Raw genomic sequence first — 19,648 nt, 5'->3', positions numbered from 1 at the left:
TCTGTTCACCTCCCCACCCTGTGTAGTCAGGGAGGGAAATATGTCCATGCTCCGCATCGCTCTCATCGCCGTCGTCGTGTTCGCGTTCGCACCGCCCGCCGCCGCCGGTGCCACCGCGCCGACGTACGTGGGCGCCACCACCTCGGTCAACGACACCGTCGGCAGCGGCAACACGTGCGCCGGGTTCCTGCAGGAGCGCGGCGTCCTCGGTCCGCTCGCGATCCGTCGGGTCTTCACCTCGACCGGCACCGCGCCGACCGCCGACGCCGTGACCTGCCACACGACGCACGGCGCGATCCTCTGGTACTCGTTCAAGACCTCGTGCACCCCGACCGGCGTGGCCGCCGGCTCGTGCGACACCGAGGTGCAGGCGATCGCGGCGGCGATGCCGTCGGGCGGGTACCTGACGTACTTCCACGAACCCGAGGACGACATGACCGGCGTGCAGTTCGTGGCCGCGTTCACCCGGGTGTACGGCCTGGTGAAGGCCGTCAACTCCGCTGTGAAGGTGGTGCCGGTGCACATGTCGTACCAGTGGCGGCCGGGCTCGACGAAGGTCACCAACAACGGCACCGGCGGCGACCGCGAGATCCAGGACTGGATCGTGCCGTCCGCCTACGCCGACGCCTACGGCTTCGACCTGTACTGGCAGGCGAGCACCCGCGGCAGCGAACCCGACGACCCGGTGTCGGTCGGCAGCGACCCGCGGATGCTGCGCTGGTACGGCGCGTTCGGCGGGCTGGGCAGGCCGCTGTCGCTGACCGAGTGGGGCATCGACGACGACATGGGCACCCGGGCCTCCCGCGGTCCGGCCATCAGGGCGTCGCGGATCTGGCTGGAGTCGCACGGCTTCGACACGGTCCTGTACTGGCAGCACGACAACTGGTACCTCGGCACCGGCAGCGTGCCGGCCGGCGGCTACGCCGACCCCGACGGTGTCGCCGCATACACCGAGCTGGTCACCGGAACATAGGTCCGGGTCGCGGTGTTGGGCCCGGGTATGACCGACAAGCCAGTTCTCGTACCCGGGCCCAGCCACCCGATCACGATCACGCCGGCTGCCTCGCGCGTCGTCGTGCGGGTGGGCGACACGGTGATCGCCGACACGACCGCCGCGCTGAGCCTCAAGGAGGCCTCGTACCCGGCGGTGGCGTACGTCCCGCGGGCCGACGTCGACCTGGCCCGCCTCGAGCGCACCGACCACCACACGTACTGCCCGTTCAAGGGCGACGCGTCGTACTTCAGCGTTCCGGCCGCCGGCCCCGCCGGCGACAACGCCGTGTGGACCTACGAGACGCCGCACGACGCGGTCGCACAGATCAAGGAGTACGTGGCGTTCTACCCGAACAAGGTGACGATCGAGGAGCTTCCTCTGTAATCTGCGGGGCGTGTGTTCCTCGAGGGGATGTGAAGGGCGACCCGGGCAGCCGCGCACGCGTTGACCGGTCCCTTTCCGACCAGTCGCGCGTGCTGCGCCGCTGAACGAGTGGTGTCGCCGTGCGACGCTGCCCTCGAAGGTCCCCATGCTTCTGGCTTTTCTCGCCTTTTTCGGAATCGCTCTCCCCGACGGTGTTCTCGGCGTCTCCTGGCCCTCCATGCGGCTCGACCTCGGCGTGCCGGTCGGCGCGCTCGGGCTGATGCTGCCCATCGCGGTCGTGTGCTCCATGCTGTCGAGCTCTGCGACCGGGTTCGTCCTCGACCGTGCCGGCATCGGCCGGCTCCTCGCGGTCAGCACGGCGCTGGCCGGTGCGGCGCTGCTGATCCAGGGCGGCGCCACCGCGTTCTGGGTGGTGGTCGCGGCGTCGTGCCTGTTCGCCGCCGGCTCGGGCGCCATCGACGCGGGACTCAACGCGCACGTCGCCCGGCGGTTCAGCGCGCGCCGGATCACGTGGATGCACGCCTGCTACGGGGTGGGCGCGGCGTGCGGTCCGCTGATCGTCACCGGCGCGGCCGCACTCGGCCTGTCGTGGCGGTGGGCGTTCGCGACGGTCGCGGCCGTCCTGGGCGTGCTCGCGGTGGCGTTCGCGGTGACCGCGCGGTCGTGGGTCACCGCGCCCGTGCCCGTCGCGGCGCACCCGCCACGGGCGACCGCGCCGCGGTCCGACCCGCCCGCCGCCCCGCCCCGTGCGGCCCCGCCCCGGACGGCGCTGCTCCGGGCGGCCCTGCTCCGGGCGGCGCTGCTCCGGGCGGCCCTGCTCCGGGCGGCCCTGCCCGGAATGACGCTGTTCGCGGTGCACACCGGTCTGGAGTCCACCGCGTCGCTGTGGGCGTACGTGTACCTGACCGACGCGCGGGGCGTCCGGCCGACCACCGCGGCGCTGCTGGTGTCGGGGTACTGGCTGGCGTTGCTGGCCGGACGCCTCGTACTCGGACCCGTCGCCGACCGCACCGGCGCGCGTCCGGTGCTCCTGGCCTGCTTCGGCGGCATGGTCGCCGGCGCCGCCCTGCTGTTCCTGCCCGGTACGGCGGCGGCCGCCGGCGTGCTGGCGCTGGGCCTGTCGGCGGCACCCGTGTGGCCGCTGCTGACGCTGACCACGAGGGACCGCGTCGGCGGGCGGCACGCCGACCGGGTCATCGGGCTGCAGACGGCGGCCGGATCGGCGGGTGCGGCGACGGTGCCGGCGCTCGTCGGCGTCCTCATCGGATGGCGGGGTGCCGGGGTCGTCGCGGTGTGCCTTCTCCTTCTGGCGGTCATGACAGCGGTGACGTATCTGGCCGCGACGCGGCGCGTCGAATAGGACGGTGCGTGGGCGGGTCGCCGGGTCACGGGGAGGAAACGGGCCGGACTCGGTGCGGTTCCGGCGGTTTCGGGGCGGCAACGATTTGATTCCCGTTGATCGCGCGAATGTGTTTCTTCATCGGTTCGATACGTTCGCGTCCGCATTCTGCGGGGCATGCGGGGTCAATCCGGATTTACCACCGGCGATCCGCCGGGAAATCACGAGCTGATTCAGCTCGACCTCCTACTCGCGGGCCTCGGCGCCCGCATCGACGAGGTCGACGGTGAGCTCGCCCGTCTCGACAAGCGGGTCGAGGTGCTGCGTCGCGAACGGACGACGCTGGTCACCGACCGCGGCACGCTGAACGAGCGCCGCACCATTCTGGCGCTCGCGCTGACGCGCGCCGAACCACCGGTGCGCGAGCCGGTTCCGCCGGCGGAGCCGGGTGGGTGGGCGTCGCCGACGCCACCCGCTCCCCCGCACGCGGCGCCCCCGAAGGCGGCACCACCGAAAGCGGTGCCCCCGACAGCGGTCCCCCCGAAAGCAGCACACCCGAAGGGCGCACCCGCGCGGGTGCCCGCGGCCCGGCCGGCGCCGACCGCCCGGCCGGCCGCGGTACTCGCGTCCACTGTGGAGCGTCCGGCGGACCCCGGCCCCGCGTCCACCGACGAGGCCTCGGCCCTCTCGGTGCAGGCCGTGCTCCTGACGCTCGGCGGCCTGCTGCTAGGCGTCGCCGCCATCACGTTCACCGCCGTCGCGTGGACGACGTTCGGGCCGGCGGGCCGGGCGGCGATCCTCGGCACCGTGACGATGGTCGCGCTCGCGGTCCCGTGGCTGCTGAACCGGCGCGGCCTGGCCGCGACGGCGGAGACCATCAGCGCGGTCGCCCTCCTGCTCGTCGGCCTCGACGGGTACGCCGCGCACTCGCTCGGGCTCTTCGGCGTCGACAGACTGCTGCCCGCGCCCACCTACGCGGGACTGGTCCTGCTCGTCACCGCCGGCGTGGCCGCCGGCTACCGGCGGCTGGCACCGCTGCACACGCCGGGCTTCGTCGCGCTGCTCGCGGTGCAACCGGTGCTGCCGCTGCTCGTGGTCGGTACCGCGACGGGCGGCTCCGGCGACGGGTCGGGCGCGCCGGGACCGGTGCTGCCGCCACCCGGCTCCGTCGTCTACGCCGGCGTCGGCATCCTCGCGGCCGCGGTCGCGGCACAGGACCTCGCCATCCTGCGATGGCTGCGCGGCTCGCCGGGGTCGGGCGTCGCCACCGGCCGGCGCGTGCTCACGTGGCTGTTCATCGCGGTCACGCTCACGGCGGCGTGGATGGCCGCGACCGTGGCGCTGCTGCCCGCCCCCTCGGCCCTGATCGCGGTGCCGGCGAGCGTGGCGCTGCTCGCGGCGGCCGGGGTCACCGTGGAACTGGCCCACCTCGTCGACCGGCAGCGGCCCCTCGCCGCCGGCGCGGCGGTCGTCGCGGCGGTGCTGGCGCTCGGGGTCCCGGTGGCACTGGCCGTTCCGGAGGCGGGGGTGCTGCCGTTCGCGGCGCTGGTGCCGGTGCTCGCGTACGGGGTCCGGGCGCTACCGGACCCGTGGCGCGCCGGAGCCGGCGCCGGCACGTGGGCGGTCGCCGGCGTGGTGGGTGGCTGGACGCTGCTGCAGGTCGCCGGCCACGTGGGCGGCGTCCTCGATCCGGGACCGGCCCTGGCGCCGGCCGTGCTGTGCCTGACAGCCGCCGCCACCGCCCTGCCCGACCGGGCCGGCCGGCACCACGGCGTGGTGGCGGGGCTGGCCGCGACCGTGCTCGCCCTACCCACCGGGAGCGCCCCGGCCGTCACGGTCGTCGGCGCCCTCGCGTTCGGCGTGTCGACGCTTCTCACCGCCGACCGCTCCGAGGCCGCCGCGCGCTCCGAGGCCGCCGCCCGCGCCGAGGCCGCCGTGCGCGGCGCCGCCGCGGCGGTGCTCGCCCTGGTCGCGGTGGGCGTCTCACTGGGCGAGCCGGCCGAGACGGCCGCGGTGCTCGGCGCGCTCGTGCTCGGCGGGGCCGGGCTCGCCACGCGGTGGCGCAGCGCGCCGGTCATCGCCGCGACCGCGCTCGGCACCGCGGTCGCGGCCGCGCCCGGTGCGGCGGTCGCCCTCGCCGTCGCCCTCGGAACGGACGGCCCCGCCGTCCGGGCGGTCGCGCTCGTGGCGATGGCCGCCGCGGTCCTGGTCGCCGCCGCGTTCTCGAGCCGGTGGTTCCCGGCGCCGATCGTCGCGGGCGCCGTCGTCGGGTGCCTGAGCGTCGTCGCGGCCGGTACCGTCGCGGGCCGTCTCGACGCCGTCGCCGGCGCGCTGCCCGCGCTCGTCGCCCTCCTCGGGCTCGTGGCGGTGCGCCACCGGTATCCGGTGTTCGCGGCCGGCGCGGTCGTCGCGACGATCGCCGTCCTGTCCGACCTCGCCGCCACCACCGTGTCCGGCTCCGGGCTGGCGGTCGCCGCCGCGCTCGTCGCCGTGGCCGCCGGCGTCGGCCTGCGCCTGCGGCACGGCGTGCGCGACGGCGCGGCCGTCGCCGGCGCGGCCGTGGCCGCCGTGGCGGTGCCGCTCGCCGGGGGCGCGGCGCTGGCGGCGGCCATCGCGGCCGTCCGTCCACCGTGGACGACCGACCTCGGTGCCTGGGCCGACCTCGCCGACGGGGTCGCGGTGCTCGGCTGGCAGGTGCCGGCCGCCCTGGCGCTCGTGGCGGTCGCCGCCGCGGTCGGCCTGCCCGGCGACCGGCGCCTGCCGGCGATCCTCGGCGTGACGACCGTCGTGCTGGCGCTGCCCGCGGCCCTCGCCCTGCCCTGGTGGACGCCGATCGTGCTCAGTGGGGCCGCCGGCACCGCGTTCGCGCTCGTCGCCGCCCGGTTGCGCCGCGGCCGCGACATCCTGGTGACCGCCGGTCCCGCCGCTGTCCTCGGGCTGCACGCGGCCGTGGTCGCGCTGGCGCGGCCGGGCACCACCGCGGCGGTGCTCGCCGCGACGGTGGCGGTCTGCGTGCTGGTCGCGGTCCTCACGCGGGTGGACCGCCTGCGTGACGCCGCGGTCGGCGGTGCCCTCGCGGCCCTGCCCGGCGCCGCCGCCGCGACCGCGGCCACGCTGTCGGCGCGCCCGGCGCTCGTGCTGTCGCTGGGGCTGGCGACGGCCAGCCTCGCGCTCGGCGCCGCGTCGCTGATCGGGCTGGCCCGGCGCGCACAGCTTCCCGCCGTCGGCGCCGTCGCGGGCGCGCTGGTCTGCGTCGTGGTCGCGGCCGTCGTCCCGTCGGCCACCGGATGGGACCACCTGGCGGCGGCCCTGCTGCTCGTCGGCGCCCTGTCACGGGTGTGGCGGCGGCGCCGGGAGAGCCGGGGGGCCGGCGGGGCGACGCTGGCGTTCGTCGCCGAGATGTCGCAGCTGGTGGCCCTGCTCGTCCCGGGGGTGCCGGTGCTGACCACGGCCGGGGTCGTCGCCGGGACCGCGTTCGTGGTGCGGCGGCTGCCGGTCGACTGGCGGTCGGGCCCGCTGGGCGGGCTGGCGATCGCCGGTGGCGCCGTCGCCGTCGTGGCGGCGCTGGCCACCGTCGTCGACGCCGCCCACACGGTCGCGGTCCTGTCGCCGTGGGGCGCCGACCTCGGCCGCTGGCCGCGTCCGGTGCCGCCGGGCGTCGACCTGCTCGGCTGGCAGCCGGCGGCCGCCCTACTGGTCCTGGCCGTCGCCGCGCTCGCGGTCCGCGGCAGCGGTGGTGACGCCGGCACGACCGGCGTCCGCGTGGCCCGTGCCGCTCCGGCGTCCGCGCTGGTGCTGGTGGCGCTGGCGGCGGTGCACGGTCCGATCGGGTCGGGCCTGCCCTGGTGGACGCCCGCGGCCGCCGCGACCGTGGCCGCCACCGCGTACGGGTTGCTCGCCACGCGCCTCGGCCGCCCCGGGACGGCCGCCACGGCCGCCGGTGCCGCCGCCGCCCTGGCGCTGTACGGCGGCGCGGCGGCCCTGGCCCGACCGGGCTCGACGGCGATGACCCTGACGGCGCTGGTGGCGGCCGGAGCGCTCGTCGCCGCCGTCGCGGGGCGCGCGCGGCCGGCGGCCCGGGTCACCGGTGGCGGGGCGGTGCTCCTGGCGCTCGCGCCGGCGCCGGCGGCCGCGGCCGCCTGGCTCCGCACGCTCGACCCGCCCGTCGCGATGCCGCACGTCACCGTGGCGGCCGTGGGGGTGGTGCTGGCCGGTGCGGTGCTCGCCCGGCGCCCGTACGGGCCGTGGGCCCGGACCGGCGTCGCGCTGGCCGGTGCCGGGGTGCTCGCCATGCCTCCGGGTGGGCCGACCGCGCCCCACGTCGCGGTCGTCGCGGTGCTCGGGATGGCCGCGGCCGTGCTGGTTCCGTGGCGGGCCCGGCCCCCGGTGGCGGATCCGGCGGCCGTGAAGCCGCACGGGCCCGGCGTGCTGCCGTGGATCGTCCCGGCGCTGGTAGTGGTCGGGTTCGTCGTGCCGCTGCTCGGCGCGGCGCTCGTCGGCCCGTACCGGTGGGCCACCGACGGGATCCCGGAGCGGGCCGGGTTCGACCCGGCGCTGCCGGCCCTGGCGCTCCTGACGGTCGGGGTGGCCGGGCTGCTGTGGTTCGGTGACCGGCGACGCTGGCTCGTGCCGGCGCTGCTCGTCCCGGTGGCGGCGACCGTGCTCGTCACGCCGGTGGCGGTGCCGTCGCCGTGGCCGGCGCCGGTGGTCGCGGCGCTGGCGGTGGCCGTGACCGCCGGCATCGCCGCCGCCCGCATGCCCGCCACCGCCGACCTCCCGACCCGCCTGACGACGTCGCTGTGCTCCGTGATCACGGTCGTCGCCGGTTCCGCCGCGCTCGCCGGCGCCGCCGCGACCCGGCCGACCACGTTCGCCGCGCTCGGCGTCGCCGTCGGGGCCGGGGTGGTGGCCGGGGCCGTCGGCCGGCACGCCGTCGGGCGGACGGCCGGCTGGCTGGTGGCCGCCGTCGGCGGGCTCGTGCTGGCGAGCCTCGCCGCCGCCGACCTCGACGGTGTTCCGCTGGCCGCCGGGCCCTTCCTGGTGGCGGTCGTGCTCCTCGGCGCGGCCGCGCTGCTCGACCGGCTGCGGCGGCACCCCGCCGAGGTGGTCGCCCTGGAGGCGGTGTCGGGGGTCGCGGCCGTCGCGGCGGTGGTGACGTCGGCCTCCCTGCGCGGGACCGCGACCGTGCTGATCGGGTACGGGGCGGTGCTCGGCCTGTCGGCCCTGCGGGCCGGACGCCGGTGGTTCGCGCCGGTCGCCGGCGTGGCCGAGCTGCTGGCCTGGTGGATGCTGCTGTTCGCCGCCGACATCGGGCTGATCGAGGCGTACACGCTGCCGTTCGCGGTGTTCGCCCTCGTGGGCGGGCTCATCTGGCGCGGGCCGGCCATCCGCAGCTGGGTGGCGTTCGGACCGGCGTTGGCCGCCGCGTTCCTGCCCAGCCTCGCCCTCCTCCACACCGACGCCCCGCTGCGCCGCCTGCTCCTCGGCGCGGCCGCGATCGCGGTGGTGCTGGTCGGCGGGGCGCGGCGGTGGCAGGCGCCGGTGGTCGTCGGCGCGGTGGTGCTCGTGCTGGTCAGCCTGCACGAGCTGATCGTGTGGTGGGACGACGTCCCGCGCTGGATCCCGCTCGCCGCCGGCGGCCTGCTCCTGGTGACCGTCGGCGCCACCTACGAGCGCCGCCGCCGCGACCTGAGGCTGCTCCGCACGACCGTCAGGGAGATGCGCTGACGCCCGCGTTCGCATCAGTGAAGTCGCCGGCGCGCAGGATCAGTTCGGCGCGCGAGGTCACGTCGAGCTTGGTGAAGACCTTGCGCAGGTGGTAGTCGACCGTGCGGGGGCTGAGGAACAGCTGCGCCGCCACCTCGCGGTTGGTGACGCCGGTGGCGACCAGCCGCACGATCTGCACGTCCTGCGGGGTCAGCCGCGTCAGCGTCCCGGGTTCGCGCCGGCGCGCGGTCTCGCCGGTGGCGCGTAGCTCGGCCGCCGCCAGGTCGGCCCACGTGGGCCAGCGACCGCACGCCGACGGCGGCCGAGGTCGACGCCGCCCTCGCCGGGTGGTCGGTCGGGGCGCTGGCGGCACCGGCCGGCGGCCATACTGGTCCGCATGCCCGCCCCTGAACCGCGCTCCGCCGAACAGCGCAGGACCGACACGCTCGCCCGGCTGGCCGCCCCCGTCCTCGACGGCTGGGTGGCCAGCGCCGGTGCGGGCGGCGCGCACCTGGTCCCGTTGTCCGTCCACTGGACCGGCGACCGGCTCGTCGTCGCCGTCGCGGCGTCGTCGGTGACCGCCCGGAACGTCGCCGCCGCCGGCCGGGCCCGGGTCGGGCTCGGCGCGACCCGCGACGTGGTCATGGTCGACGTGACGCTCGACAGTTCGGTCCCGGTGGCCGACGCGCCCGCCGACCTGGCCGAGGGGTACGCCGGCCAGTCCGACTGGGACCCGCGCACCTCCCCCGACGGCTACGTCTACCTCGTGCTGCGGCCCGAGCGCGTCCAGGCCTGGCGGGAGGCCAACGAGATCGCCGGCCGCACCCTGATGCGCGACGGCGCCTGGGTGGTGTGACGCGGCGGGAACCCGGAACGGCGGTGGAACGTCGTAGGGCCATGACACGAGCGGTGGCCGCGATCCTCCTCACCCTGACCGTCGCCGGATGCGCCGGTGCGGCGCCGACCCGGACGCCCGGCGCCCCCGCGCCGAGCGGGCCAGGGTCGGGCGGGCCAGGGTCGAGCGCGCCGGCGCCCGCCGGCGCCGATCCCGTCGACGTCTACGCGGCGGCGATCGCCCGGTACCTCACCGGTCGGGAGAACTCCTTCCCCGGCAGGACGTTTCCGGTCGTCTTCGTCCTCGACCGGCTCGACGCCGCGGCGGCCGACCCCATGACCGCCGTCGGCACCGGACCCACCAGCCCGCTCACGCCCGCCCAGCAGCAGCGGATCGAGTCGGTCTCCGGCACCGACCTCACGTTCGTCCCGTCCCTCGACGCCGCCACCACCGGCGACTCCTGCCGGCTGGTCCGCGACGACGGCGTGTTCGTCGCGCTCGGCCCGGCGGCGCCGACCGGCACCGACACGGCACAGGTGGCGGTGCACGGGTTCGTCGCCTGCCAGGGCGCGACGTGGTTCACCTACGTCCTGCGCCGCGACGCCACCGGCTGGACCGTCACCGGCACCACCGGGCAGATGGCGGTCAGCTGACCCGGGCCACTCAGAACCGGCCGGCCAGCCGGTCGGCGGCGGCGGTGAACTCGTCGGCGAACTGCAGGGTCGCCACCCACGGCGCCGGGATGGCGTCGACCCCGTCGCGGATGCCGAGCAGACCGCCGGCGATCGCGCCGTTGGTGTCGGTGTCGCGGCCCACGCGCACCACGTCGACCACCACGTCGGCGAACGGGCGCGGGTCGAGGACGGCGGCGACCGCGAGCACCAGCGAGTCGAGCACGTACCCGCTGGCCTCGGCCTCCAGCGCCGACCCCGGGCCGTGCGCCGCCAGCACGGCCGGCCGCAGCGAGCGTCCGAACTCGACAGCCTCGGCCACGACGGCGAGGTCCTTCGCCGCCTCGCGGCCCTCGGTCACCGCGTCGGACGGGTCGGCGCCGGCGAGCAGCGCCGCGGCGATCTCGTTGTACGCGGCACACGCGACGGTGCAGCGCTCGTCGTCGTGGGTGATCGCGGAGATCTCCATCGACTCGCGGACGCGCCGCTCCCGGTCGGCGACCGCGAGGCCCGTCGGGATGCAGCGCATCAGGGACCCGTTGCCCGCCCGGCCGGCGCCCGCACCGGCGTCGCGGGGATCGCCGGTGCGCCGGTACTTCCGCAGGCCCCACGACGTGGCGTTGCCGATGTCGACCGGCCGGCTGCCCGGCTCGCGGCCCGGCCACGCGCCGTCGTACCAGGCCATCATGTGGTCGGCGGCGGTGCGGACGACGTCGTCGCCCGGCTCGAGGTACGCCAGCAGCACCGCCCGGGTGAGGTCGGTGTCGTCGGTGGCGTGCCCGGGCGGCCAGTGGAACGGGCCGCCGCCGACGATGTCGCGCAGGCCGTCGGGGTAGCGGTCGCGGATCTCCGCCCACGGCGAGAACTCCACCGTGGCACCGAGCGAGTCGCCCGCGTGCACCCCCAGCAACCCGCCCGCGATCCTATTCCGCACCGTCGTCATCCGACGATGATTCCAGGATCGTTAGCATTGCCCGGGTGCCGGGTCTGTCCTATCCGATCAGTCGGCGTCGGTTCGTCGCCGACGCGGGCAAGGCGGTCGCGGGACTGATGGTGGGGCCGGCCCTGCTCGCCGGTGACCTCGCGCACCCGGTCCCCCGGCCCGGTCCCGACGAACCGCTACCGGCGGACCTGTTCCCGCTCGGCGTCGCCTCCGGCGACCCGGCGCCCGACGGCGTCGTGCTGTGGACGCGGCTCGCGCCCGACCGGATGCCCGCCCGCACCGTCGAGGTCCGCTGGGAGGTGGCCCACGACGAGCGGTTCACCCGGCTGGCCGCCTCGGGCACCGCGCCGGCGGCGCCGCGGCTGGGCCACTCGGTACACGTCGAGGTCGGCGGCCTCGACCCGCACCGCTGGTACTTCTACCGCTTCCTGGCCGGCGGCGAGGCGTCGGAGACGGGCCGCACCCGCACCGCGCCGGCCCCCGGCGTGCGGACGGTCAGGTTCGCGTTCGCCAGCTGCCAGAACTACCAGGCCGGCTACTACACCGCCTACCCGCACCTGGTCGCCGAGGACGTCGACCTGGTCGCGTTCCTCGGCGACTACATCTACGAGGACCGGCGCGACCCCGACGCCCTGCGGCAGCACGACGGCACCGACGAGCCGTACACCCTCGCCGCCTACCGGGCGCGGTACGCCCACTACAAGAGCGACCCGGAGCTGCGGCGCGCGCACGCCGCCGCGCCCTGGGTGGTGACCCTCGACGACCACGAGGTCGACAACAACTGGCAGGGCACCGGCCCCCAGGACCCCGACAAGCAGACCCCCGACGCGTTCCGCAGCCGCCGCGCCGCCGCGCTGCAGGCCTGGTGGGAGCACCTGCCGCTGCGCCGCGGCGCGCTGCCTCGCGGCCCGTCCGCGCGGATCTTCCGCCGCCTCACGTTCGGCGACCTCGCGACCCTGCACGTGCTCGACACCCGCCAGTACCGCTCGCGCCACGCCGGCTCGATCGAGCGCGCCAACGAGCAGTCCCGCACGATGACCGGCGGCGAGCAGGAACGTTGGCTCCTCGACGGGCTCGCCTCCTCCGCCACGCGGTGGAACCTCATCGCCAACCAGACCCAGCTGGCGTCCGTCGACCACGAGGCCGGCCCCGGCGAGTGGTGGGAATGGGACAACTGGGACGGCTACCGCGCCCAGCGTCGCCGCCTGCTCGAACGCCTCGCCACGGTCGCGAACCCCGTGGTGATCACCGGCGACCGCCACGCCACCTGGGTCAGCGACCTGCGCCCGGACTTCGACCGCCCCGACACCCCGGTCGTCGGCGCCGAGCTCGTCGGCAGCTCCCTCACCTCGGAGGGCGACCCCGACCGCGACGGCTTCCGGCGCAAGTGGACCCCGATCATGGCCGAGAGCCCGCACTGGCGCTACATCGACAACCGTCGCGGCTACTTCGTCTGCGACCTCACCACCGAGGGCCTCGACGCCACGCTGCGCGTCGTCGACACCGTCCGGGCGCCCGCCTCGCCGATCGCCACCGCCGGCCGCTTCCATGTGGCCGCGGGCGTCCGCGGCATCAGCGGGGTCGCCGCGTGAGGCGCGTCCTCGCCGTGCTGGGCGCGCTGGTCACCGTGCTGTCCGTCGGGGGCGTCGTCCGCCTGGCGGTTCCGGCCGTCTCCGCGCACAGCGGCGTCCGCGCGCAGCTCACGTTCATAGGAGACGCGCTACGGGGCGGAGCGGCCGTCGAGGCGCAACGGTCGTTCCCCGAGGGGTACTTCTTCCTGTACGCGCTGTACGGCCTCACCTGGGTGGAGGTCGGCCGGCTGGAGCCGGAGGCCGGGCGCGCCGAGGCGCTGCGGGAGGCCCGCTGGGCACTGGCGCACCTCGACACCGATGCGGGCAGGGCGCCGTTCAGTGCCGCGCTCACGCCGTCCAATGGGATCTTCTACCGTGGCTGGACGAACTGGCTGCGCGGAGGCGTGCTGAGCCTGCAGCCCCCCGACCGCCGCGACGCGGGCGAGGCCGAGCGCTTCGCGGCCGACTCCGCCGAGATCGCCGCCGCGTTCGGGGCGGCCTCCACGCCGTTCCTGCAGGCGTACCCGGGGCAGGCCTGGCCCGTGGACTCGACCGTGGCCATGGCGTCGCTGCGCCTGCACGACACGCTGCTGCCACCCCGCTACGCCGACACCGCGACGCGGTGGGTGGCTGACGTCCGCGCGCGCCTGGACCCGGCCACCGGCCTGCTCCCCCACACCGCCGACCCGGAGACCGGCGAGGCGGGCGAGGTCGCCCGCGGCACGTCCCAGAGCATGATCACCCGCTTCCTGGTGGAGATCGACCCCACCTTCGCCCGCGAGCAGTACCTGCGGTTCCGGCAGCTCTACGTGACCCGGCCCCTGGGCCTGGGCCCGGCGGTCCGCGAGTACCCCGCGTTCGTCACCCACGCCACCGGCGACGTCGACTCGGGTCCCCTGGTCCTCGGCACCAGCCTCTCCGCGACGGTCGTCACCATCGGCGCGGCCCGCGTACAGGGCGACCGTGCGCTGGCGACGGCGCTGGCGAGCTACGGGGAGCTGGCGGGCCTTCCGGTGTCCACCCCACGGACGAAGCGGTACGGGTTCGGGGTGGTTCCGGTCGGGGACGCGTTCGTCGCGTGGTCGAAGATGTCGTCGGCGTGGGTCTCGCGGCCACCCGCCTTCACCGCGCCGCGGGCGGTGGCGTGGTGGTGGCCGGCGCCGCTGGTGCTGGTCCTGCTCCTCGTGGCGGTGGCACCGTGGTGGCGGCTCCTCCGTCGGCGGCTGGCCCGCCCACCACGCCGCCGCGTTCCGCACGAGGCGGTCAGCTGAACGCCTCGAACTCGAACGGGTGCTCGCCCCGGGTCGGGGCGGACGCCGCCCTCCCGCGGCCGGAGTCCCCTATCAGGCTGCGCATCACCGCAACTTCCTCATCGAGGTCGCGATCGAAGGCAAGTCGGAACGCCGCACGTGCCCGGGCAACCAGACGAGGGTCCTGCCGCTCGATCTCGTCCCAGCTCACCAGTTCGATGGCCGCTGCGTCCATCCTGACGCCGGCCTCCAGAAGCCCGACCAGCCAGAGGACGTACGTCCGACCGGTCGAACCGACGACAATCCCTTCCACGCGTTGCCGAAGCTCCGCCCACTCGTCTGCGGCGGGCCGGACTACCGCCACATGGTCGACGACGGCATCGACCACCAGCTCGTCGTCCCGTCCCCGAGTGGACCCGTCGACGAGTAACGCGAGGATCTCATCGAGATCGGCCGTCGGGAGCTCGCGCGCGTGGTCCCGAAGATGGGACAGGACCATGGCGCGCGCCGCCCTCGACGTACCGGCGGAGAATGCGCCACGCCACCGGTTGAGGGCCTTCGACAGAGTGAGGTAGGTCCTGGACAGATCGTCGAGCGGTGTGCCTGTCGCCCGGGCGACGGTCAGTCGGAGCAGGTCGTGGAGGACGGTCCGGGGCCGTGGATCGGGTGTGCCGGTCCGGTCCCAGTCACGATGCGCCGGGCTGACCATGACCAGCGCGAGTTCGGCGAGGTAGGGGAAGATCGGTTCCAGCCCTTGAGCGGCGATGCCCGTCGCGGCGTCGCCGGTGAACGCCACGTGACGTGCGAGGTCGTGGGTTCCGTCGGACCGCCATCCGCGTGGCCCGTCCGACCCACCGGGCATGGCGGCAACGTCGTACATCCAGAAGAGGTCGATCGGGTCGACCGGTCGCTCGGGTTCGGTGTCGAGGTCGATTGTCAGGTCCCTGACGCCGTCGACCCACCGGTGGCACACCCGGACCGCGTACAGCACGGTCGACCACTCCTCGGCGGTGAGCGCCGCGCGCCACAGGTGGGCATAGCGACGCCAGGAAACCACGACGTCCGCCGCGTCCGGAAAGAGGACGCCCGCGCGAACGCCTCCGCCGTACACCGTGGCGAGAAGCAGCAGGTTCAGGCTGTACCGGCCGTGGCGACTCCATGCGGACAGTGGCGCCGGCTGGTACACGGCGTACTTGCCGTCATCGGTCCGGGATTCCAGTCGCGTGAACAACAACACCGGTAGCGCAGCCAGCTCGTCCGGCCCGGACCGGGTTCTGGTGGCCAGTTCCCGCAGGAAGGTCAGCACCGGGCCGCGAGTGGCGAGGGGAGCAAACGACAGAAGCGCATGGACAAGACCGTCCTTGCAGCCGCCAGCGTCGAACGCTACTCCCACAGAGGCCCTCTCCAGTGCGGCCAGGTCGGTCATCAGCCGATGCACCAGACGGGCGACCAGGTACTCGCCGAACGTCGCGTGGAGGAACTCGTACGTCGACAGCGTCCTACCCTCCCGCACCGCCCGGGCGCGTTGGATGAAAAAGAACCGTCCCAGCGCGGTCTCGCCTCCGCCGAGATCGGCACGCAGGCCACCCTGGCGGGTCGGTTCGCCGGGCAGGACCTTCAGGTCGGCGTCGAGCTCCGCCTCGGTGACCCATTGCCGTCCCCGGTTGAACATCGCGAACGCCACGACCGACAGCCGCAGCAGTTCGTCATCCACCATCTTCCCGATCGCGGCATCGGACCGGCCATCTGAGCCCTTGCCCACCTCGCGGGCGGCGAACGTCCGCAGCAGCTGCTCGTACAGACCGGCTTCGTCAAGATCACTTTCGATCTGCCGCTGCAACGCATTGGAGTCGGCGTCGTACAGCGCGAGCATCAGCAGCATCAACGGCTGCGCCGAGAGGTCCGGTAGGCGGCGCACCGTGGCCTGGTCGAGTGCTTTCAGACCGCCCGAGGCCCACCGGTCCTCATTCGCGTGGTTCCAGATGCGCAGCCACTCGTCGGCCTGCTCGGGCCGGAACGGCTCCAGCCGCAGTAGCACGCTGGCGGCCGGAGTCCGCGCCCGGTCGGCCACCGCGGTTCGACTGGTGACGACCACCGCCACCGGTCGGCCCTGGATGGCTTCGCGCTCCTGGAAGCGGGACACCCTCTGCAGATAGTCGGTCTGGCTCACGCCGGTGGCCTGTAGAAGCTCGTCGAACCCGTCGAGCAGTATCACGGGCAGGGCATCGCCGGCGTTCCCACTCAGGTCGGGCCAGCTGATCCGGTGACCGGTGGCCATACGGATCGCGTGCTCGACCTGATCCTGCACGTCGGCGTCGGCAGGGACCTCCCGCAGCTCGACCCGGACAGCCAGGAACTGCTCGGCCGGCAACCGGGCCGCGAGGATCCGCGTCAGCACGCTCTTCCCCGCGCCTGGCTGACCCAGCACCACCATCGGCGCTTCGGTCGCCACCGCGGACGTCAGGTAGCCGGCCAGATACGTCGCCAGATCCGTGGCGACCGCGGCAGACTCCCACAGCGACTCACTCGCCGGTGAACAACCGGCGTGGTCGGTCACGACGCGGTAGTCGGGGTCGATGTAGCTCGCCAGCAATGTCGGGATGACCACCCCGTCCGGCGCGTCGCGCTCGGACAGTACCGACCGGGTGAGTGCCGCACGGTGGAACCGCGCCAGTGCCGCCCGGCGGTCGTCGAGGGCACGGCCGACCGACAGGTCCCGCAGTGCGCTCTCCAGTGCGGCCAGCGACCGCCGGGTTGCCTGATGCTCCTGCTGCCCCGCCCACAGTGCGAACTCCGGCGCGTCGAGGGCCAGTTGCCGGTACTGGATCTCGTACCTGGCTTTCGCGTCCCCGGGCACCGCCTCGATCAGCGCTGTGCGAACGGCCCGCTGGTTGGTCTCGTCGATCCGGTCCCAGACCGCGAGCCCTCCGACGAACGCCAGCCAGTCGGCCGCCAGCTGCCGGTAGACCGTCTCCAGGCATTCCAGCACGGTCTCGAACGCCATCCCGGGCCCAGGGATCGGAACCGGTGCGTTCAGCAGCGACCGCACCATCGACCGCTCCGAGGCTCCCGTCCGGGCGAGCCGTAGCTGGTCCTCCGCCGTCAGCTCGACCGCCCGCAGGTCGATGGGCAGCGGTGTCTCGTTCAACGCCTCGAAGAACGACGTGATCACCACGACCGTGTGCGCGGCCATCAGCCGCTCGGTCCGGTCGAACCGCGAGTATCCGCGGATCCGGTCCCGCAGGGTGCCGACCAGCTCGTGCCCGACCCGGACCGCCTCCGTGCGGGCGCCGAGCAGGTTGGCCACAACTTCGACTCCGCCGCCCGTCGCCGCGAGCAGCGCCCCGCCGAGCGCGCGGTCCAGCGCGGCCACCGCTGGGCTGTCGCCGCCGAGCAGTGCGACCGCGTCGGCGTACCTCAAGGGCCGCACCATGGGGCATCACGCTAACGGAACGTCGACACCGCGCGCACCACCCGCACAGGTGACGGTTGCGCTGACAGCGGACGGGCCAGCGAACGGCCCGAGGTCGCCGATAACGTCCAGACCCATGGGGGACATCGAGGTCAACGGCACGCGGCTCGCCTACGACGAGGCAGGCAGCGGCCCGGCCATCGTCTTCTCGCACGCCGCGCTCGCCGACCGGCGCATGTGGGACCACCAGTTCGAGCACCTCACGGAGACGAACCGGGTCATCCGCTACGACTGGCGCGGCTACGGAGACTCGGCCGACGCCACAGGGACCTACTCCCACGCCGAAGACCTCCTCGCCCTGCTCGACGCGCTCGCCGTCGAGGACGCCACGCTCGTCGGCTGTTCCATGGGCGGCGGCCACTGCGTCGACGTGGCGCTCGCCGCGCCGGAGCGGGTCACCGGGCTGGTGCTGTTCTGTGCCGGGCTGAACGGGCGCACCTGGCCCGAGCCGATGCAGGAGTACGTGAAGGAGCACGTCCGCCCCGCCGTGCCCGCCGAGCGGATCGCGGCGTACCAGCGGGGGGAACCGGTCCGCGACGGCGACGCCCGTGCCATGGCCGAGGCGCACGGCCGCTTCCTCATCGCCGGCCCGGGCCGGGATCCGTCGACCATGGACGCAGCGGTCTACGCGAAGGCCATGGACATGGCCACCGGCGTCTTCCGCCGCCTGTGGTCAGGCCCACCGTCGCGGGAGAAGGAGACAGGTCCGCCGAACCTGGGCGGCATCACCGCGAACACGCTCGTCGTCAACGGAACCGAGGACGCCCCCTGGATCCAGGACCTGCAGAACGAGATCGCGCGGACCGTCCCCCGCGCACGCAGGGTCGACCTGCCCGACACCGGGCACCTGCCACCCCTGGAACGCCCCGACGAGTCCACGAAACTCATCGCCGCCCACGCACAATGAACCCATGGGCCACCCGATCATGTTCGACGACAGGGACCCGCTGCTGAAGCGGGTCCGCTCGCTCGCCCTCGCGTTCCCCGACGCCGCCGAGAAGGTCTCGCACGGCCACCCGGCCTTCTACACGACGAAGGTGTTCGCCTACTACGGCGGCTCGGTCAAGGTCGACGGCGTGTACCGGCAGCACGAGCACTCCGTCGTCGTCCTCCTGCCGCGCGACGAGCGGGAGGCGCTCCTCGAAGACGGGCGCTGCTACGTCCCCGCCTACCTCGGCCCGAGCGGCTGGCTCGGCGTCGACCTCGACGAGGACACCGACTGGGCGGAGATCAACGAACTGCTCGACGCCAGCTACCGCCAGACCGCCGGCCCGCGGCGGGTCGCGAAACTCAACGCGGCAACGGGTTAGCGATCAGCCCGGCGAACGCCAGCTCCGACGCCCCGACCAGGCACGCGTCGTCACCCAAAGCCGACACGCACAGCCGCACCTCGCGCGACACCGCCAGCACGTTGTTCGCGATCCGCGCCTGCACCTGCTCCGCGCACGACGGGTAGACGTCGCGCAGCATCCCCCCGAAGATGACCACCCCCGGGTTGAACAGGTTGATCAGGTTCGCCACGCCGATGCCCAGCCAGTCACCGACCTCGCGCAGAGCCCGGCAGGCGGCGTCCTCACCGGAGGCCGCGGCGTCGACCACCGACCGCACCGCCGACCGCCCGTACAGCGACGACGGCCGCCCGGCCAGGTCGAGCAGCGCCCGCTCGCCGACCTCCGCCTCCAGGCACCCGTGCGACCCGCAGTTGCACGCCCGCCCGCCCACCGGGTTCAGCACGATATGTCCGAGCTCGCACCCGTACCCGGCCTCGCCGTCGAGCAGCCGCCCGTCGACGATGATCCCGCCGCCGACCCCGACATCGCCGTGCAGGTAGACCAGGTTCTTGAACCCGACCCCCGCCCCGCGCAGGTGCTCCGCCCGGGCGCCGAGGTGGGCCTCGTTGCCCACCACCACGGGCAGCCCGAGGCCGAGCGCGTCGGACAGCGACGTCCCGAACGCCTGGTCGACCCAGCCCATGTCGGGGGCGAAGTGCACCATGCCGTCGTCGGGCCGCACCATCCCGCAGTACGACGCGCCCACGCCGGCGCACACGGCGTCGGCCGGCGCCGCCGCGTGCAGCGATCGTCCGAATGACGCCAGAACGGACACCACGTCGTCGAGGTCGGCCCCGGCCCGACGCCGCACGGCGACCCGCCGGTCGAGCACGATCCCGCCGAGCCCGACCCGCGCCGCCACGAGCCGGTCGACGGCCACGTCGAAGGCCAGGACGTACACCCGGTCGCACGACGGACGCACGACGATCGAGGGCCGCCCCGCGCGTCCCGACACATGGGGCCGGTCCTCCGAGATCAGCCCGGCCGACGTGAGTTCGCCGGTCAACGCCATGATCGTGCTCCGGTTGAGCCCCATCCGCCGGGCGAGCGTCGAGCGCGAAGCCGGCCCGCCGACGTGCACCAGGCGCAGCAGCGTACCGAGGTTGCGCTGCCGGACGGCCTCCGAAACGTTTCGTGACATCGCCATCAACC

At 74.8% G+C, this 19,648-nt stretch carries 14 protein-coding genes; 10 read left to right on the top strand and 4 right to left on the bottom strand.

The window, feature by feature from the left end:
* The first annotated feature begins 40 nt into the window (after nt 1-40).
* The 4 genes from Voc01_RS36265 to Voc01_RS36250 all read left to right on the top strand — a co-directional run bounded on the left by Voc01_RS36265 (nt 41) and on the right by Voc01_RS36250 (nt 8,444).
* A complete protein-coding gene (locus Voc01_RS36265) occupies nt 41-973 on the top strand; it encodes a hypothetical protein (protein WP_203932175.1) in 933 nt (310 codons plus the stop codon).
* A gap of 27 nt (nt 974-1,000) precedes the next feature.
* Nucleotides 1,001-1,378, top strand: a complete 378-nt coding sequence (locus Voc01_RS36260) for a DUF427 domain-containing protein (protein WP_203932174.1) — start codon at nt 1,001-1,003, stop codon at nt 1,376-1,378.
* Nucleotides 1,379-1,523: 145 nt separating this feature from the next.
* On the top strand, nt 1,524-2,738 hold the full coding sequence (locus Voc01_RS36255; protein WP_203932173.1) for an MFS transporter: 1,215 nt from the start codon (nt 1,524-1,526) through the stop codon (nt 2,736-2,738).
* A gap of 156 nt (nt 2,739-2,894) precedes the next feature.
* Nucleotides 2,895-8,444, top strand: coding sequence for an SCO7613 C-terminal domain-containing membrane protein (locus tag Voc01_RS36250; RefSeq protein WP_203932172.1), 5,550 nt, complete (start codon nt 2,895-2,897; stop codon nt 8,442-8,444).
* Here Voc01_RS36250 and Voc01_RS36245 read toward each other — a convergent pair.
* Nucleotides 8,428-8,796 (bottom strand): helix-turn-helix domain-containing protein, encoded by a 369-nt coding sequence (locus Voc01_RS36245; protein WP_239160722.1) that lies wholly within the window; start codon nt 8,794-8,796, stop codon nt 8,428-8,430. The two genes, Voc01_RS36250 and Voc01_RS36245, sit on opposite strands and share 17 nt — an antisense overlap.
* Before the next feature lie 24 nt (nt 8,797-8,820).
* Here Voc01_RS36245 and Voc01_RS36240 point away from each other — a divergent pair, with 24 nt between their 5' ends.
* Nucleotides 8,821-9,279: a pyridoxamine 5'-phosphate oxidase family protein gene (locus Voc01_RS36240; RefSeq protein WP_203932170.1), complete on the top strand. Its 459-nt coding sequence runs from the start codon at nt 8,821-8,823 to the stop codon at nt 9,277-9,279.
* Nucleotides 9,280-9,320: 41 nt separating this feature from the next.
* Nucleotides 9,321-9,911, top strand: coding sequence for a hypothetical protein (locus Voc01_RS36235; protein WP_203932169.1), 591 nt, complete (start codon nt 9,321-9,323; stop codon nt 9,909-9,911).
* 10 nt (nt 9,912-9,921) lie between these two features.
* Here Voc01_RS36235 and Voc01_RS36230 read toward each other — a convergent pair whose 3' ends face one another.
* Entirely contained in the window at nt 9,922-10,872 is a 951-nt protein-coding gene (locus Voc01_RS36230; RefSeq protein ID WP_203932168.1) for an ADP-ribosylglycohydrolase family protein, read from the bottom strand.
* Between the two features lie 35 nt (nt 10,873-10,907).
* Here Voc01_RS36230 and Voc01_RS36225 point away from each other — a divergent pair, with 35 nt between their 5' ends.
* Nucleotides 10,908-12,464 carry an alkaline phosphatase D family protein gene (locus tag Voc01_RS36225; RefSeq protein ID WP_203932167.1) on the top strand — a complete coding sequence of 519 codons (1,557 nt, stop codon included), beginning with the start codon at nt 10,908-10,910 and terminating at the stop codon, nt 12,462-12,464.
* Entirely contained in the window at nt 12,461-13,714 is a 1,254-nt protein-coding gene (locus Voc01_RS36220; RefSeq protein WP_203932166.1) for a hypothetical protein, read from the top strand. The genes Voc01_RS36225 and Voc01_RS36220 overlap by 4 nt, the downstream gene beginning before the upstream one ends.
* Here Voc01_RS36220 and Voc01_RS36215 read toward each other — a convergent pair.
* Nucleotides 13,707-17,126 (bottom strand): NACHT domain-containing protein, encoded by a 3,420-nt coding sequence (locus tag Voc01_RS36215; protein ID WP_203932165.1) that lies wholly within the window; start codon nt 17,124-17,126, stop codon nt 13,707-13,709. The two genes, Voc01_RS36220 and Voc01_RS36215, sit on opposite strands and share 8 nt — an antisense overlap.
* 115 nt (nt 17,127-17,241) lie before the next feature.
* Here Voc01_RS36215 and Voc01_RS36210 point away from each other — a divergent pair, with 115 nt between their 5' ends.
* Together Voc01_RS36210 and Voc01_RS36205 are read left to right on the top strand one after the other, a co-directional pair.
* A complete protein-coding gene (locus Voc01_RS36210; protein ID WP_203932164.1) occupies nt 17,242-18,072 on the top strand; it encodes an alpha/beta fold hydrolase in 831 nt (276 codons plus the stop codon).
* A 4-nt stretch (nt 18,073-18,076) separates the two neighbouring features.
* A complete protein-coding gene (locus Voc01_RS36205; RefSeq protein ID WP_203932163.1) occupies nt 18,077-18,475 on the top strand; it encodes an MmcQ/YjbR family DNA-binding protein in 399 nt (132 codons plus the stop codon).
* On the opposite strand, the gene Voc01_RS36200 is transcribed toward Voc01_RS36205, so the two are convergent.
* Nucleotides 18,456-19,637 (bottom strand): ROK family protein, encoded by a 1,182-nt coding sequence (locus Voc01_RS36200; RefSeq protein ID WP_203932162.1) that lies wholly within the window; start codon nt 19,635-19,637, stop codon nt 18,456-18,458. The genes Voc01_RS36205 and Voc01_RS36200 overlap by 20 nt on opposite strands.
* Nucleotides 19,638-19,648 lie beyond the last annotated feature (11 nt).

It is taken from the genome of Virgisporangium ochraceum, from assembly GCF_016863655.1.
GTDB lineage: Bacteria > Actinomycetota > Actinomycetes > Mycobacteriales > Micromonosporaceae > Virgisporangium > Virgisporangium ochraceum.
The sequence above is the reverse complement of the archived record's forward strand: the minus strand, read 5'-3'. Positions and strand labels throughout refer to the sequence as shown.

What these genes read in the sequence shown, in the direction of transcription:
- Voc01_RS36265 (WP_203932175.1), top strand. Translation starts at nt 41, where the DNA reads ATGTCCATGCTCCGCATCGCTCTCATCGCCGTCGTCGTGTTCGCGTTC.
- Voc01_RS36260 (WP_203932174.1), top strand. Translation starts at nt 1,001, where the DNA reads ATGACCGACAAGCCAGTTCTCGTACCCGGGCCCAGCCACCCGATCACG.
- Voc01_RS36230 (WP_203932168.1), bottom strand. Translation starts at nt 10,872, where the DNA reads ATGACGACGGTGCGGAATAGGATCGCGGGCGGGTTGCTGGGGGTGCAC.
- Voc01_RS36215 (WP_203932165.1), bottom strand. Translation starts at nt 17,126, where the DNA reads ATGGTGCGGCCCTTGAGGTACGCCGACGCGGTCGCACTGCTCGGCGGC.
- Voc01_RS36250 (WP_203932172.1), top strand. Translation starts at nt 2,895, where the DNA reads ATGCGGGGTCAATCCGGATTTACCACCGGCGATCCGCCGGGAAATCAC.
- Voc01_RS36255 (WP_203932173.1), top strand. Translation starts at nt 1,524, where the DNA reads ATGCTTCTGGCTTTTCTCGCCTTTTTCGGAATCGCTCTCCCCGACGGT.
- Voc01_RS36200 (WP_203932162.1), bottom strand. Translation starts at nt 19,637, where the DNA reads ATGTCACGAAACGTTTCGGAGGCCGTCCGGCAGCGCAACCTCGGTACG.
- Voc01_RS36235 (WP_203932169.1), top strand. Translation starts at nt 9,321, where the DNA reads ATGACACGAGCGGTGGCCGCGATCCTCCTCACCCTGACCGTCGCCGGA.
- Voc01_RS36240 (WP_203932170.1), top strand. Translation starts at nt 8,821, where the DNA reads ATGCCCGCCCCTGAACCGCGCTCCGCCGAACAGCGCAGGACCGACACG.
- Voc01_RS36205 (WP_203932163.1), top strand. Translation starts at nt 18,077, where the DNA reads ATGGGCCACCCGATCATGTTCGACGACAGGGACCCGCTGCTGAAGCGG.
- Voc01_RS36210 (WP_203932164.1), top strand. Translation starts at nt 17,242, where the DNA reads ATGGGGGACATCGAGGTCAACGGCACGCGGCTCGCCTACGACGAGGCA.